This window comes from Micromonospora sp. USAFONa4 (assembly GCF_057197825.1).
Map to the genome: position 1 here is coordinate 6113394 of NZ_CM170072.1, position 15131 is coordinate 6128524.

10 protein-coding genes are annotated in these 15131 nt (G+C 72.2%); 6 read left to right on the plus strand and 4 right to left on the minus strand.

All coding sequences use genetic code 11. The annotated features are described in order from the left end of the window. Positions 1–153: 153 nt before the first annotated feature. Positions 154–2697 carry a glycosyl hydrolase family 18 protein gene (locus AC0OO9_RS26995; protein WP_484513296.1) on the plus strand — a complete coding sequence of 848 codons (2544 nt, stop codon included), beginning with the start codon at positions 154–156 and terminating at the stop codon, positions 2695–2697. Between the two features lie 109 nt (positions 2698–2806). Here the strand turns inward: AC0OO9_RS26995 and AC0OO9_RS27000 are convergent, their stop codons facing one another. Beyond that, on the minus strand, positions 2807–3424 hold the full coding sequence (locus AC0OO9_RS27000; protein ID WP_484513298.1) for a TetR/AcrR family transcriptional regulator: 618 nt from the start codon (positions 3422–3424) through the stop codon (positions 2807–2809). A gap of 109 nt (positions 3425–3533) precedes the next feature. Between AC0OO9_RS27000 and AC0OO9_RS27005 the strand changes: the two genes are divergently transcribed. Next, positions 3534–4001 carry a MarR family winged helix-turn-helix transcriptional regulator gene (locus AC0OO9_RS27005; protein WP_357580931.1) on the plus strand — a complete coding sequence of 156 codons (468 nt, stop codon included), beginning with the start codon at positions 3534–3536 and terminating at the stop codon, positions 3999–4001. Next, the gene (locus tag AC0OO9_RS27010) at positions 3998–5638 is read left to right on the plus strand and encodes an MDR family MFS transporter (RefSeq protein WP_484513299.1); all 1641 of its coding nucleotides are present in this window, start codon (positions 3998–4000) and stop codon (positions 5636–5638) included. Before AC0OO9_RS27005 ends, AC0OO9_RS27010 begins: the two co-directional genes overlap by 4 nt. 181 nt (positions 5639–5819) lie before the next feature. On the opposite strand, the gene AC0OO9_RS27015 is transcribed toward AC0OO9_RS27010, so the two are convergent. Then, positions 5820–6116, minus strand: coding sequence for a hypothetical protein (locus AC0OO9_RS27015; protein ID WP_484513300.1), 297 nt, complete (start codon positions 6114–6116; stop codon positions 5820–5822). Positions 6117–6405: 289 nt separating this feature from the next. On the opposite strand from AC0OO9_RS27015, the gene AC0OO9_RS27020 reads away from it, so the two are divergent. Further along, complete coding sequence (locus AC0OO9_RS27020) at positions 6406–9312, plus strand: AfsR/SARP family transcriptional regulator (RefSeq protein ID WP_484513301.1); 2907 nt, start codon at positions 6406–6408, stop codon at positions 9310–9312. Positions 9313–9466: 154 nt separating this feature from the next. On the opposite strand, the gene AC0OO9_RS27025 is transcribed toward AC0OO9_RS27020, so the two are convergent. Both AC0OO9_RS27025 and AC0OO9_RS27030 read right to left on the minus strand, forming a co-directional pair. Further along, on the minus strand, positions 9467–10333 hold the full coding sequence (locus AC0OO9_RS27025; RefSeq protein WP_484513303.1) for a hypothetical protein: 867 nt from the start codon (positions 10331–10333) through the stop codon (positions 9467–9469). 421 nt (positions 10334–10754) lie between these two features. Further along, positions 10755–11849 carry a cellulose binding domain-containing protein gene (locus AC0OO9_RS27030; RefSeq protein WP_484513305.1) on the minus strand — a complete coding sequence of 365 codons (1095 nt, stop codon included), beginning with the start codon at positions 11847–11849 and terminating at the stop codon, positions 10755–10757. 268 nt (positions 11850–12117) lie between these two features. Here AC0OO9_RS27030 and AC0OO9_RS27035 point away from each other — a divergent pair, with 268 nt between their 5' ends. Beyond that, positions 12118–13353 carry a S8 family peptidase gene (locus AC0OO9_RS27035; protein ID WP_484513306.1) on the plus strand — a complete coding sequence of 412 codons (1236 nt, stop codon included), beginning with the start codon at positions 12118–12120 and terminating at the stop codon, positions 13351–13353. A 287-nt stretch (positions 13354–13640) separates the two neighbouring features. Continuing rightward, the gene (locus tag AC0OO9_RS27040; protein WP_484513308.1) at positions 13641–15098 is read left to right on the plus strand and encodes a cellulase family glycosylhydrolase; all 1458 of its coding nucleotides are present in this window, start codon (positions 13641–13643) and stop codon (positions 15096–15098) included. The last annotated feature ends 33 nt before the right edge of the window (positions 15099–15131 follow it).

The window sequence follows — 15131 nt, forward strand, 5'->3', positions numbered from 1 at the left end:
GACGGCCGCACCGCACATCCGGCCATTCGCGCCCCTGCCCACGGACGCGAGGGACGGTACGGCCGCCCTGCGCTCTTGCGCAGAGGCATGCCGGACAGGTATATATTCAGGACCGTAAATAGTTAACTTTCTTTAGAGTTGGAGGTGGGCGCGGTGCGAAGACGGTTCAGCAAGCTCCTCGTCGGCGGTGCGGTCGGTCTGCTGGCCGTGGCGACGGCGCTGATGGTGACACCCGCCGCACATTCCTCCGTCGGACAGGACGAGGCGTGCCGGCCGGACGGGCTGTACCGGACGCCAGGCGTGGCGGTGCCGTACTGCACCGTCTACGACACCGACGGCCGGGAGAAGCTGGGCGCCGACCACAACCGGCGCATCATCGGCTACTTCACCAGCTGGCGCACCGGACGCAACGGCGCCCCGGCGTACCTGGCCAACCAGATCCCCTGGGACAAGGTCACCCACATCAACTACGCCTTCGCCCACGTCGACGCCGCCAACAGGATCTCGGTCGGCAACCCGAAGGCGGCGGACAATCCGGCCACCAACATGACCTGGCCGGGCGTCGCCGGCGCCGAGATGGATCCGCAGTACGCCTACACCGGGCACTTCAACCTGCTCAACAAGTACAAGAAGCAGAACCCGAACGTGCGTACGCTGATCAGCGTCGGCGGCTGGGCCGAGACCGGCGGCTACCTCGACGACAACGGCGACCGGGTCGACGCCGGCGGCTTCTACCGGATGACCACCACCGGCAGCAACACGATCAACACCGCCGGCATCGCCACCTTCGCCGACTCCGTGGTCGCCTTCCTGCGCACCTACGGCTTCGACGGCGTGGACATCGACTACGAGTACCCGACCTCCAACAACAAGGCCGGCAACCCGCTGGACTTCGCGCAGGCGGACGCCAAGCGGGCGGGGCTCAACGCCTCCTACCAGGTGCTGATGAAGACGCTGCGGGAGAAGCTCGACGCGGCCGCCGCCACGGACGGCAAGCACTACCTGCTCACGGTGGCCGCACCCGCCTCCGGATGGCTGCTGCGGGGGATGGAGTCCTCGCAGGCGCTCCAGTACCTGGACTACGTCAACATCATGTCGTACGACCTGCACGGGTCCTGGAACCACCATGTCGGCCCGAACGCCGCCCTCTTCGACAACGGCGACGACGCCGAACTCGCCGCCGGCGGCGTCTACGGCGCGTACGGCAACATCGGGTACCTGAACACCGACTGGGCCTACCACTACTTCCGGGGGGCGCTGCCCAGCGGGCGGGTCAACATCGGCGTCCCCTACTACACGCGCGGCTGGCAGGGTGTCACCGGCGGCACCAACGGGCTGTGGGGCCGCGCCGCACTGCCGGACCAGACCAAGTGCCCGCCGGGCACCGGCTCCTCGATCGGCTCCACCACCCCCTGTGGGAACGGCGCGGTCGGCATCGACAACCTCTGGCACGACCTGGACGGTGCCGGCGGGGAGGTGCCCGCCGGGGCGAACCCGATGTGGCACGCCAAGAACCTGGAACGTGGCATCACCCCGGACTACCTGTCCGCGTACGGCCTCACGCCGGCCACCGACCCGACCGACCGGATCAGCGGCAGCTACGCCCGCCACTACTCCGCCGCGCTGGTCGCGCCCTGGCTGTGGAACGCGCAGAAGGGTGTCTTCCTCTCCACCGAGGACGAGCAGTCCCTCGGCGCCAAGGCGGACTACGTGGTGGACAAGGGCATCGGCGGCGTGATGATCTGGGAACTCGCCGGTGACTACGCATACGACCAGGCCAAGGGCCAGTACGGCATGGGCGAGACGCTCACCACCCTGCTCTACGACAAGTTCCGCACGGCGCCCGCGTACGGTGCCCGGCGGGCCGCCGTCACCCTGCCGGCCCGGACCATCGACGTGACCGCCACGGTCGGGGGCTTCGCTCTCGGCGACAACAACTACCCGATCAACCCCGAACTGCGGCTCACCAACAACACCGGCGGTCCGGTCCCGGCCGGGGCGCAGCTGGAGTTCGACTACCCGACCACCACACCGACCCTCACCCAGCAGTCCGGCTGGGCCCTGACCACCGTGTCCACCGGGCACACCGGCAGCAACGTGGGCGGGCTCAGGGGCGACTACAACCGGGTACGGCTCACCGTACCGGCCGCCATCGCCCCGGGCGCGTACGCGGAGGTGACGCTCAACTACCAGCTGCCGATCGCCGGGCCGGCCAACTTCACCCTCTCCTTCGGCGGGCAGACGTACTCGCTGGCCAGCGACCACGCCCGTGGGGCCGTGCCGGTCGACCCGACGCCCAGCCCGAGCACCCCGCCGGGCGGCGGGACCTGCGCCGCGCCGGCCTGGTCGGCGGGCACCGCGTACTCCGGCGGCGCGAGGGTGTCGCACGCCGGGCGTACCTGGAGTGCGAAGTGGTGGACGCAGGGCGACACCCCGGGCAGCGCCGCCGTCTGGGCGGACGAGGGGGCCTGCGCCTCCCCGCCGTCCCCGACGACCTCGCCGACGGTCTCGCCGACGGTCGACCCGAGCCCGACCGGCGGCGCCTGCACCGCACCGGCCTGGTCGGCGGGCACGGCCTACTCCGGCGGCGCGGTGGTGTCCCACGAGGGTCACCGGTGGACCGCCCGGTGGTGGACCCAGGGTGAAGTGCCGGGAGCCGGCGCCCAGGGCGTCTGGACCGACAACGGTCCCTGCTGAACCCCGATGGCGGGGCCGCCGGTGAACGGCGGCCCCGCCCGAACGACGGCCACGTACCGGTGCAGACGGTGCGCGGCCGTGCCGCGTCATCCCCCGGCGCCGCCCGGCGTCAGCCGGCCGTCCGCGCTCCGGCGGTGCCGGCCGGGGTGGTGGCGGTCTCGGCGAGCGCGGTGCGCAGGACGTCGTGCAGCGGCCCGTCGGGGTGGTCGATCCAGTGCTGGATGGCGACGCGCAGGGAGGCCAGGAAGGTCGCCGCCACGACCCGGGACCGCAGCGCCCGGTCCGGGCCGGTCAACCGCTGGGCGACGTCGTCGGCGAGGTCTCGCTCGATGGCGGTGTAGGCCGCGATCTGGTGCGCGACGAGGCCCGGGTGCCCGCGTAGCTGACGGCGGTGCAGCAGCCAGGAGGGCGGGGCGTTGCCGTACGCCTCGACGGCGAGGCGTTCGGCGGCCGCGCTCAGCACGACCCACGGCGGCGCGTCGGCCGGCTGCCGGCGGACCAGTTCCAGCAGCCGGCGCAGCCGTACGGCGTCGCCGTGGAAGACCGCCTCCTCCTTGCTGGAGAAGTAGTTGGAGAACGTCCTGCGGGAGACGTTCGCGGCGTCGGCGATGGCCTCCACGGTGACCCGGTCGAGCCCGTGTTCCGTGGCGAGGCGCAGGGCAGCCTCGTGCAGGGCCAGGCGGGTGGCCGCCTTCTTGCGCTCCCGCAGCCCGGTGGTCTCCTCCATGGGCGACAGCCTACGGGGCCGTGACTCAGTTCTCATCGCGCAAACTTGCACTGTGAGCAAGATCGGCAGATGCTTGTGTGCGGCAACCATCTGCGACAGGGGAGGCGGCGTGGAAACTGCTGGCCGCGAGCTTGGTGCGAGGCTCTCCGAGCTGATCCGGAGCGTACGGCTGATCAAACGGCACCGGGCCGACGTCCGGCCGACGGTGCCGGTCGGCCTCGCCGGCCTCCTCATGCAGATCGAGAAGCTGCCCGCCGACTGCCACGCCCGGGAGCTGGCGGCCCGCAGCGGGCTCGACCCGTCGACCGTCAGCCGCGCCGTCGCCTCGCTCGTCAGCCACGGCCTGGTCGAGCGGCGCGCCGACCCCGCCGACAAGCGGGCCAGCCTGCTGACCGTCACCCCGGCCGGGCGGGCCGCCCTGACCGACACCTACGACTGGTACGGCCGGATCCTCGACACCGCTCTCGCCGACTGGACCCCCGCGGAGGTGGCGGCGTTCGCCACCGCGCTCGGCCGGTTCACCCGCGACATCGAGACCGTCCTCGGACACCACGACAACCTGGAGGCCGCGCGATGAGCGCACCCACCACCACGGCCGGCGACGCGCCGATGACACACCGGCAGACGCTGGAGGCCCTCAGCGGCCTGCTGCTGGTGCTGTTCGTCGCCATGCTCAGCGGCACCGTCGTCTCGACGGCGCTGCCGAACATCATCGGCGCGTTGAACGGGTCGCAGACCCAGTACACCTGGGTGGTCACCGCCACCCTGCTCACCGCGACCGCGACCACCCCGATCTGGGGCAAGCTCGCCGACCTGTTCAACAAGAAGCTCCTGGTCCAGATCGCCATCGTCGTCTTCCTGGTCGGCTCGGTGATCGCCGGCTTCGCCCAGACGGCCGGCCAGCTCATCGCCGCCCGCGCGTTCCAGGGCATCGGCGTCGGCGGCCTCCAGGCCCTCGTCCAGGTCGCCATCGCCGCGATGATCCCGCCCCGGGAGCGCGGCCGGTACAACGGCTACCTCGGTGGCGTCATGGCGGTGGCGACCGTCGGTGGCCCGCTGCTGGGCGGGCTCATCGTCGACACGTCCTGGCTCGGCTGGCGCTGGTGCTTCTTCGTCGGGGTTCCCGTCGCCGCCATCGCGCTGGTCCTCCTCCAGTTCACCCTGCGCCTGCCGACGGTCCGCCGCGAGAACGTCAAGATCGACTACCTGGGCGCGGCCCTGATCGCCGCCGGCGTCAGCGTGCTGCTCATCTGGATCTCCTTCGTCGACGACTCGTTCGCCTGGGCCTCCTGGCAGACGGCCGCCATGGTGGGCGGTGCGGTCGCGCTGCTCGCCCTGGCCGTCTGGGTGGAGTCGCGGGCCGACGAGCCGGTCGTCCCGCTCGGTCTCGTCCGCCAGCGGACCACCGCCCTGGCCATCCTGGGCAGCCTGGCGGTCGGCATGGCGATGTTCGGCGGCGCCGTCTTCCTCGGCCAGTACTTCCAGATCGGCCGCGGCTACAGCCCGACCGAGGCCGGGCTGCTCACCATCCCGATGATGGCCGGCGTCCTCGGATCGTCGATCATCGCCGGCCGGCTGATCACGAAGACCGGGAAGATCAAGCCGTACATCGTGTTCGGCGCGATCGTGCTCGTCATCGGGTTCGCCCTGCTCGGCACCATCGACCACGAGACCTCGCTGGTGCTGGTCGGTACGGCCATGTTCATCGTCGGCGTCGGGGTCGGCATGACGATGCAGAACCTCGTCCTCGCCGTGCAGAACACCGTCTCGCTCCGGGACATCGGCGCGGCCAGCTCGACCGTCGCGTTCTTCCGCTCGCTCGGCGGCACGATCGGCGTGTCGGTGCTCGGCGCGGTCCTCGCCCGCCGGGTGACCGACCAGATCACCGCCGACCTCTCCGCCGCCGGCATCCCCGCCTCCGGCAGCGCGGGAGCGGGCAGCCTGAACCTCGACGCCATGCCCGGCGCGGTCCAGCAGATCGTCCGCGCGGCGTACGGGGACGCCACCGGCCACATCTTCCTCATCTCCGCCGCGATCGCCGTCGTCGGCATCATCGCCGCGGTCCTGTTGAAGCCGGTCGGCCTGCGCAGCAGCCTGGATCTGCCCGATCCCGCCAGGTCGACGGCCGTGGCCGCCGACGCGGTCGACGGCGCCCCCGCCTTCGACCAGGTGAGCGTGCCGGCCGCGGCGACGGAGGCGCCGGCGCGCCGCTGAGGCCCGACCAGCGGAAGCGGGGTCGCCACCGTCTCGGACGGTGGCGACCCCGCTCTGCTGGAGGTGTGCGGAAGGGGCCCTTCCTCACGCCTGGCGTATGGGAAGGGCCCCTTCCTTGCATCCGAGCAGGTGCCTGGCAGGGGCGTGTCACGAGCGTGACGGCACCGACCGGCGGCCGGGCTCAGTTGACGCCGGCGCCCGCGGTCACCGGGTCGTCGTCCCGGTTGCAGGTGGGGAAGAGGTTGTCCCACAGCTCCGGCACGCCGTTCTGGTCTCCGCAGATCGTCGTCGTCGGCAGCGGAAGCGGGGTGCCCGGCCTGACGACCGTCAGGTCGGGGACCGACGATCCGGCGACCGAGTGGTTGGCGGCGCCGTCGGCGGAGGTCCCGCCGACCGCCGGCGCGCCGAGGGCGACGAGCAGGAGCGCGCCCGATACGAGGAGCCCTGCACCGAGGCGACCGTCGACTACCGTCCGCATGTGACCTCCCTGGAGTTGTCCGTCGGATGCGAGCGTGATCGAGCCGGGGGACGCGGTCAAGCCCGTCCCGGTTACGACCCGGTCACACGCCTCCACCTGGGACGCGATCCGTCAATGGGTGTCGCGGGGTGGGTCGGGCGGCTTTCCGGGGCGTTTCGGGCAGCTCCGGCGTCGTGACGGATTCGTCACGCTGGGTGGTGTGGGTGGTGTCCTCGCCGCCTGCCGGGAAGAGGCGACACGGCGGCCGGTGTGCCCCTCGTCCCTGTGGTAGAAAGCCCGGGTGGCCGCCATGCGTTTCCAACTTCTGGGGCCGCTCGAGGTGCGGATCGACGGTCGGCCGGTGCCGCTCGGCACGGTGAAGCAACGGCTGCTCTGCGCCACCCTGCTGCTGGATCCGAACGAGGTGCTGCGCACCGGACACCTCGCCGAGATGCTGTGGGACGAGCCTCAGCCGGCGTCCGCGGCGGCCAACCTGAGGACGTACGCCCACGGGCTGCGCCAGGCCCTGCGCGACCGGTCGGACGGGGCGAGCCGGCTGCACACCGGCACCGGCGGCTACCTGCTCGAGGTACGCCCCGGCGAGCGGGACCTCGACGAGTTCGAGGAGGCGGCCCAGCACGGCCGCGACGCCCGTGCCCGGGGCGAGCTGCGGCAGGCGGAGGCGAGCCTGGCCCACGCGCTCACCCTCTGGCGCGACGCACCGCTCGCCGGGCTGCCCCTGCCCCACCCGGTCGCCGTACGCCTGAACCGCCTGCACGAGCAACGGCTGATGGTCGAGGAGGAGCACGTCCAGGCCAAACTCGACCTGGGCGCGTCCGCCGAGCTGGTCGGGCGGCTGCGCGAGCACGTCGACAACCATCCCCTGCGGCAGCGTGGCTGGGGTCAGCTGATGACCGCGCTCTACCGCACCGGCGACATCGCGGGCGCGGTCGACGCGTACCTGCGGGCCCGACGGGTGCTGGCCGATCAGCTCGGCATCGATCCCAGCCCCTGGCTGGAGGCGCTCTACCGCGACATCCTCGACCACAGCCCCGCCCTGACCGGCGAGCCGCAGCGGTCACAGCCCGCGCGGATCGTGGTGCGCGGGCTGCCGCCGGCCGTCGACACCTTCGTCGGCCGACAGGCCGAGATGGACACCGTACGCGGCTGGCTCGACGGATCCGCGACGTGCCCGGTGGTCGCGTTGCACGGCCCGGGAGGAGCCGGCAAGTCGGCGCTGGCCGTCCGGCTCGCCCACCACCTCGCCGACCGGTACCCCGGCGGCGCCCTCTACGTGGACCTGCAGGGATCGGACGTCGACCTGCCGCCGCTGCGACCCCTCGACGTCCTCGGCCGCTTCCTCCGCGCGCTCGGGGTGCCGGGCAACGCCGTGCCGGGCGACGTCGGCGAAGCCACCGTCGCGTACCGGTCCGAGCTCGCGGGGCGGGGCGTGCTCGTCGTCCTCGACAACGCCCGCGACGCCGCCCAGGTCAGGAGCCTGCTGCCGGCGGACGCCTCGTGCGGTGTCGTGGTCACCAGCAGGCGGATGCTCGCGACCCTGCCCAACGGCCGGCATCTCGCCGTGGGGCTGCTGTCCCGCTCGGAGGCGGTCGGGCTGCTCGCCGGCGAGTGCGGCGCCGACCGGGTGACGGCCGAGCCGGACGCGGCCGTCCGCCTGGTGGATCTCTGCGGCCTGCTGCCGCTGGCCATCCGCATCGTCGGCGCCCGCCTGGTCAGCCGGCCGGGCTGGCCGATCGCCCGCCTGGTCGAGCGGCTCGCCGACCCCGGGCTCCGCCTCAACGAGCTGGAGTTCGACGACCTCAGCGTCCGGCCGTCCATCGCGCTCACCTACGCCGCGCTGCGCGACGGGGGCCCGGAGGAGCAGCTGTGCGCCCGCGCCTTCCGGCTGATCGGCGACAGCCGGCTGCCCGCCGTCACCACCCGCGCCGTCGCCGCCCTGCTCGGTGAGTCGCCCGCCCGGGCCGAGACCGTTCTCGAACGCCTCGTCGACGAGCGGTTGGCGGAGCCCCGGGAGCCGGGCGTCTACGGCATCCACGACCTGGTCCGCCTGTACGCCGTCGAACGGGCCGAGGACGAGACGCCGGGCGACCGGGAGGCCGCGTTGCGGCGGCTGCTGGAGGCGTACGTGCAGGGGGCCCGGGAGCTGGAGCGGATGGCCAACGCCGGCTGGTCGCCGACCGGTGCCGGCGGCCAGGACCGCCCCGCCTGGCAGGAGCCGCCGCAGACCCCCGCGGAGGCCGTCCGGTGGCTGGCCGAGGAGCACCTCAACATCCTGGCCGCCTTCCGGCAGGCGTCGACCGCCTCCACCGGCACCGCGAAGCTCGCGGCCGAGCTGGCCTGGGGGAGCGTCGCCTCGTTGCGCCGGCACGGCTACCTCCAGGAGGCCCTCACCCTCGTCGACGGCGCCGCCGCCACCACCGAGCGGCTCGGCCTCACGCTCGAACACTGTGCCGCGCTGTTCTACCGGGCGGCGTTCAACAAGGGCACCGCCGACCCGTCGGTGGTCGAGGCGGACCTGCGGCGCTGTCTCGAACTCCTCCAGTCGCTCGGTGACCGCGACCGGATCGCCACCTGTCTGGAGGCCCTCGGCAACCTGCGCCACCGGATGGGCGACGTGTCGCGCGCCCTCGTCCACCACGACGAGGCGCTCGCGCTCCGCCGTGAGTCGGGCCGACTGCTCATGATCGGCGCGACCCTCAGCAACTCCGCCCAGGTGCGCCTCTCCGCCGGGGCCGTGGAGCAGGCCTTCGCGGACGTCGAGGAGGCGCTGCGGATCGCCCGCGACATCGACGCCGTGGGCCTGATCGGTGCGGCCCTCACCATGCGGGGGCAACTGCTGTGCCGCACCGACCGGTGGTCCGAGGCCCGCGAGTGCCTCGACGAGGCGCTGGCCGCCACCGACCGCTCCGGCGACCTGCCGTCGCGCTGCGAGGCGCTGCTGTCGCGCGCGGCGGCCCACCTCCGGCTCGGGCGCCACGCCGCTGCCGCCCACGACGCCGACGAGGCGGGCTCGGCGGCCGTCCGGATCGGCGACCGCTACCTGCTGGCCGTCGCGCGCCAGGCCCTCGGCCGGATCGCCGGGGCCGCGGGTGACGCCGGCGCCGCAGCGAGGCTGGACTCCGACGCCCGGGCCCTGTTCAGGTCGCTGCCGGCTTATCGGGAGCCGCAGTACGTCGAGTACTTCGGCCAGCACTGACCGGCGACGCCCATCGTGCCGGTGCTCGAGGTCTACCGCGACTTCCAGGCGACCCTCGGCGTCGCTGGCGCGGACTGACGAGGGCTTGCCCCCGCGCGGAGACGACGGTGGGGAGGGACGGTGATCCGTCCCTCCCCACCGTCGACCGTGCCGCTCAGGACAGGAACTTGTCCAGGGCGGCCTCGATGCTGCCGGAGTCCGGCGCCGCGTGCGACTTCATGGTGGTCTTGTTGTACGAGATGAAGCTCGGGCAGCGCGCCGCCGGGGCGCTGATGGTGCCGCCGTCGCCGATCTTCTCGCCGGTCTTCGCGGCGTAGAAGGTCAGGGTGTAGCGCGACGAGATGTAGTCGATGGTGACCTGCTTGCCGGCGCTGTCCTTGTACTGGCACTTCTTCGGTTCGCCCTCGCTGCCCTCGACGAACTTGAGGCAGCCGACCACGGACACCGTCTGGAAGTCGGCGCTCTTGGCGTAGTACGGCTTGTTCGAGGCGACCGACTTCGACGACCAGAAGTTCGGCCGGTCGGGGTTGTTCGAGAACGTGTACGCCTTGGCGCCGGACGGGCCGTTGTAGGTGGCCGCGTTCAGGATCTGGCCGCCGTCGCAGACGTTGGACAGGTCGCTGGAGTAGCGGGCGGTGACCGCGTTGTTGCTCGGCTCCTGCGTCTCCTGCTGCCCGGGGGTGGGGGAGGCGTCCGTGCCCGGCGTGCTGCTGGTGCCGGCGTCGGGGCTGGGCCCGCCGGTCGCGACGATGGTGGGCTCGTCGTCGTCACCGTTGACGAGCACGAGGCCGATGCCGGCGCCGCAGATGGCGAGCACGAGGACCACCGCGCCGGCGACCAGCCCGATGACCAGGCCCTTGTTCGACTTCTTCGGCGGCGGGAAGGGAGCACCGAACTGCGGCGCCTGCGCTGGCTGCCCGTAACCCGGGTACCCGCCCTGCTGCGGGGCCGGCGGCCCGCTCCAGGGGGTGACGTTCGGGTCCGGCTGCTGCCCTCCGTACGGAGGGTAACTGTCGCTCATGTGAAGCCCTTATCGCTGTCGACGTGTGCCCAGGCACGGGATCAGGGATCAGGGTAGTGAGCGCCGCAAACCGTGACGATGGGCGGCTGAATTCGATAGAGGCACAGTTCGGTACCGACGGCGTCACGCGTGACTCTGCGTACGAGTTACGGCTCAGTACGTGGCGAGATGCCCGAAGGTCCGGGGGTTGCGGGCGGCGTCTATCCGGGCCGCCGGAAGGGAATTCCGTTGTGCCGCCCCGGGTGCGGACCGGTTGGCGGGGCCCGAGGTGGTGCTGTGATCAGGATCACTCGTTTGTGCACCGAGATCTAGCCGACATTCGGCTAGGAAAGCCGCGGCTGCCGGCCCGGAAGCCTGTTCAGGCGTCCGGGCCGACCGCGCCGGCGCGGCGTGTGGATCCGGCGTGTGGGTGCGGCGGTTGTCAGGCGGGCACGCAGGTCACCGTTCCCGTCGCGGCGCCTCCGGTGGTGCTGCCGAGGAAGCCGAAGGTGGCCTGCGCGCCGGGGGCGAGGGCGCCGTTCCAGTCGACGTGGCGGGCGGTCACCTCGGCCCCGTCCTGCGTCAGCCGGGCGTTCCAGGACTGGCTGATCCGCTGGCCGTCGGTGAACGCGAAGCGGACGGTCCATCCGGAGATCGGCGCGGCGCCGGAGTTGCGTACCGTCACCTCGCCCTGGAAGCCGCCCTGCCACTGGCCCACCACGCGATGGCTCGCAGCGCAGCCGCCGGCCGGACCGGTGGGCGTCGGCGTCGGGCTGACGGTGGGTGTCGGGCTGGCGGTGGGTGTCGGAGTGACGCCGCCCAGCGCTGCGGCCAGGGCCGGGTACCAGCGGTCGGCCATCTTCTGGTCGCCGGCCGCGTTCGGGTGTACGCCGTCGTAGGTGTCGGTGGTCGTGCTGAACCCGGTCCACTGGTCGACCACCACCACCGGCGAGGCGGGGGTCCCGGTCGCCGCCGCCCAGCCGTCGATCGCGCCGTTGAGGGCCGTCACCCGCTGGCCGCACTCCGGGCACGTGGGCGGCGCCATGGGGATGATCTTCGCGACGAGGATCCGCATCGCCGGGTTGCTGGCCCGCATCTGGTCCACCAGCCTGCCGTACGCGGCGAGGATCGTGGCGGGCGGGATGTTGCTCCACGCGTCGTTGGTGCCGAAGTGCATCAGGACGATGTCGGGCCGGGTGGCGGCGAGCCAGCCCGGCAGCAGGTTCTGGTTGGCCACGTTGGTCACCAGGTAGCCGCCGTGCCCCTCGTTGTCGCCGTCGTGGGCTTGGCCGCAGCCCTGCGGGCCGAGCGTCCCGACGAAGTCGACGTCGGTGTGGCCGGTGGCCTGGAGGCGGTTCCAGAGCACGGAGCGCCAGCAGCCGGGGGAACCGGTGATCGAGTCGCCCAGCGGCATCACCCGTACGGGCGCGGCGGCCGCCGGCAGCGCGGGGGAGGGGGCGGTGAGCCCGGCGGCGAGGGTGAGGGGGATCGCCGCCAGCGCGGCGAGCAGGGCGTGGAGCAGGGGCCTTCGGAGCATGGTGGAGGAACTCCTGTCACAGGTCGAGGTCAATGTGTGACGGCCCGGTGCTCCCCCGACAGTCAACCAGCAGAGTCGACGTATCTCAATGGAATCAGGTTTCACGCAAGGCATTCACGACCAATGCTCTTCAACATCTTCCTCATATCGTGAACATCAACAAAATTCACGATCATGAATGTGGCGGCTAAGGTTTGCTCATCGTCCAGACCGCCTGTCGGGTGTGCCACGAGCCACCCGGGGGCCACCACAGTAGGAGGACCGGGAGATGTCACTCCCTCGCACTCATCGGCGAACCCTCGCCGCTGCGGCCAGCGTGTTCGCCAGCGCCGCCATGGTCACCACCATGATCGGCGCACCGGCGGCGGCCTCGGCCACCGGCGAGATCCTCAGCGCCGGTGGCGCGACCGCCGTGGCCGACAGCTACATCGTGGTACTCAAGGACACCAGCGTCGGCGGTCGCGCCGGCACCCGGCAGGGCGAGGTGAAGAGCACGGCGGGCTCCCTCGCCGCCCGCTTCGGCGGCAGCGTCGGACACGTCTACGGTGACGCGCTCAACGGCTTCGAGGTGAAGCTCTCCGAGCGGGCCGCCAAGCGCCTCGCCGCGCACCCCGACGTCGCCTACGTCGAGCAGAACCACACCGTGGAGATGACGGCCACCCAGAACAACCCGCCGTGGGGCCTGGACCGCATCGACCAGCGGAACCTCCCGCTGAGCCGCACCTACACCTACAACAGCAGCGGCACCGGCGTGACGGCGTACATCATCGACACCGGCATCCGGACCACCCACGTCGACTTCGCCGGTCAGGCCGTCGACGGCTACGACGCGATCGACAACGCGCTGCCGGCCGCCGACTGCAACGGCCACGGCACCCACGTCGCCGGCACCGTCGGCGGCAACACCTACGGCGTGGCGAAGGACGTCCGGCTGGTGGCCGTCCGCGTGCTGAACTGCCAGGGCAGCGGCACCTGGGCACAGGTCATCGCCGGCATCAACTGGGTGACCTCGAACCACCAGGCGGGCCAGCCGGCGGTGGCGAACATGAGCCTCGGCGGTTCGACCAACGCCTCCCTGAACACCGCCGTGGCGAACTCGATCGCCGACGGCATCACCTACGCGGTGGCCTCCGGCAACTCGAACGCCAACGCCTGCAACTTCTCGCCGGCCTCCGTCCCGACGGCGCTGACCGTCAACGCGTCGCAGAGCAACGACGCCCGGGCCTCGTTCTCCAACTGGGGCACCTGCACCGACCTGTTCGCCCCCGGCGTGGGCGTGCTGTCGGCCTGGTCCACCAGCGACACCGCCACCTCCTCCATCAGCGGCACCTCGATGGCCTCCCCGCACGTCGCGGGCGCGGCCGCTCGGGTGCTCAGCGTCAACCCGACCTGGACGCCCGCCCAGGTCCACTCGTACATCGTCAGCCAGGCCACCCCGAACGTGATCACCAGCCCCGGCACCGGTTCGCCGAACCGCCTGCTCTACCTGGCTCCCACCTTCTGACCGACACCGTCGGCACACCGGCCCCGGGGCGTCCGCGCCCCGGGGCCGGCGCGCGTGCGGAAGAGGTCGACGGGTGTCCATGTTGCGGGGAGGCCGGGGCGCGCCTAAGCTGCCGGCAGTGGGAGCGCTCCCGGGCCCGTGGGCGGGGATCTGTCGCGAGGCTCCCGGCCCGACGACCCGCCTGCGGGCCGTCGGCGTACGAACTGCCGTACCCGTCGGGCGACGTGGCGTCCCGCCGCCCTGCGCTGCCGGCACCCCCACCACCGATCGGAAGCGAAGGCACCCGCATGAAGCTCCTACCGCGCCCGTCCCGGCGCACCCTGGTCATGGCCGGCGCGGTCGGCGCGCTGACCGTCGCGGCGTCGGCCGCCGTCCCGGTCGCCAGTGCCCAGGCTGCCACCGGCTGCGCCGTCACCTACACCACCAGCAGCTGGTCCGGTGGCTTCACCGCCAACATCACGATCAAGAACCTGGGCGACGCGGTCGACGGCTGGACGCTCGGCTTCGCCTTCCCCGACGCCGGCCAACGGGTCGGCCAGGGCTGGTCGGCGACCTGGAGCCAGGCCGGCGCCGCCGTCACCGCGCGCAACGTGAGCTGGAACGGCGCGCTGGCGACCGGTGCGTCGACCAGCATCGGGTTCAACGGCACGTGGAGCGCCGCCAACCCCGCGCCGACGGCGTTCACCCTCAACGGCACCGCCTGTACGGGCGCGACCACGCCGACCACCCCGCCGGCCCCCACCACGCCGCCGCCCACGACCCCGCCACCGACCACCCCGCCGCCCACGACCCCGCCGCCGGCCGGTCAGACGCCGGTCGCGATCAACGGGCAGCTGCGGGTGTGCGGGGCCAACCTGTGCAACCAGTACGGCAAGCCGATCCAGTTGCGTGGCATGAGCACCCACGGCATCCAGTGGTTCGCCCGCTGCTACAACGACGCCTCGCTCGACGCGCTGGCCGACGACTGGCGGGCGGACCTGCTGCGGATCGCCATGTACGTCCAGGAGGACGGCTACGAGACCGACCCTGCCGGCTTCACCAACCGGGTCAACGCCCTGGTCGACGAGGCCGAACAGCGCGGCATGTACGCGCTTATCGACTTCCACACCCTGACGCCGGGCGACCCGATGCACAACCTCGCCCGGGCCAAGACCTTCTTCGCCGCCGTCTCCGCCCGCAACGCCGCCAAGAAGAACGTCATCTACGAGATCGCCAACGAGCCCAACGGCGTCAGCTGGGCGACCATCAAGAGCTACGCCGAGCAGGTCATTCCGGTGATCCGCGCCAACGACCCGGACGCGGTGGTCGTGGTCGGCACCCGCGGCTGGTCCTCGCTGGGCGTCTCCGACGGCTCAGGCGCCAACGAGATCATCAACAACCCGGTGAACGCGAGCAACGTGATGTACACGTTCCACTTCTACGCCGCGTCCCACCGGGACAACTACCGGGCCGAGGTGGAGCGGGCCGCCGCCCGGTTGCCGCTGTTCGTCACCGAGTTCGGCACGGTGGACTACACCGGTGACGGTGGGGTGGACGTCGCCAGCAGCAACGCCTGGCTCGACCTGCTGGACCGCCTGAAGATCAGCTACGCGAACTGGACCTACTCGGACAAGGCCGAGGGCAGCGCCGCGCTGCGGCCGGGCACCTGTGCCGGGAGCACCTACACCGGCCCGGGCGTGCTCACCGAGTCGGGCGCCCTGATCCGGGACCGCATCCGTACGCCGGACAACTTCCCCACCGCCTGATCCCGTTTCGCGCGAGGCCCCGCCGCACCCGGC

Bases quoted from the DNA above. Each gene is read 5' to 3' on its own strand.
- AC0OO9_RS27000 (WP_484513298.1), bottom strand. From the start codon at position 3,424: ATGGAGGAGACCACCGGGCTGCGGGAGCGCAAGAAGGCGGCCACCCGC.
- AC0OO9_RS27010 (WP_484513299.1), top strand. From the start codon at position 3,998: ATGAGCGCACCCACCACCACGGCCGGCGACGCGCCGATGACACACCGG.
- AC0OO9_RS27015 (WP_484513300.1), bottom strand. From the start codon at position 6,116: ATGCGGACGGTAGTCGACGGTCGCCTCGGTGCAGGGCTCCTCGTATCG.
- AC0OO9_RS27020 (WP_484513301.1), top strand. From the start codon at position 6,406: ATGCGTTTCCAACTTCTGGGGCCGCTCGAGGTGCGGATCGACGGTCGG.
- AC0OO9_RS27025 (WP_484513303.1), bottom strand. From the start codon at position 10,333: ATGAGCGACAGTTACCCTCCGTACGGAGGGCAGCAGCCGGACCCGAAC.
- AC0OO9_RS27030 (WP_484513305.1), bottom strand. From the start codon at position 11,849: ATGCTCCGAAGGCCCCTGCTCCACGCCCTGCTCGCCGCGCTGGCGGCG.
- AC0OO9_RS27035 (WP_484513306.1), top strand. From the start codon at position 12,118: ATGTCACTCCCTCGCACTCATCGGCGAACCCTCGCCGCTGCGGCCAGC.
- AC0OO9_RS27040 (WP_484513308.1), top strand. From the start codon at position 13,641: ATGAAGCTCCTACCGCGCCCGTCCCGGCGCACCCTGGTCATGGCCGGC.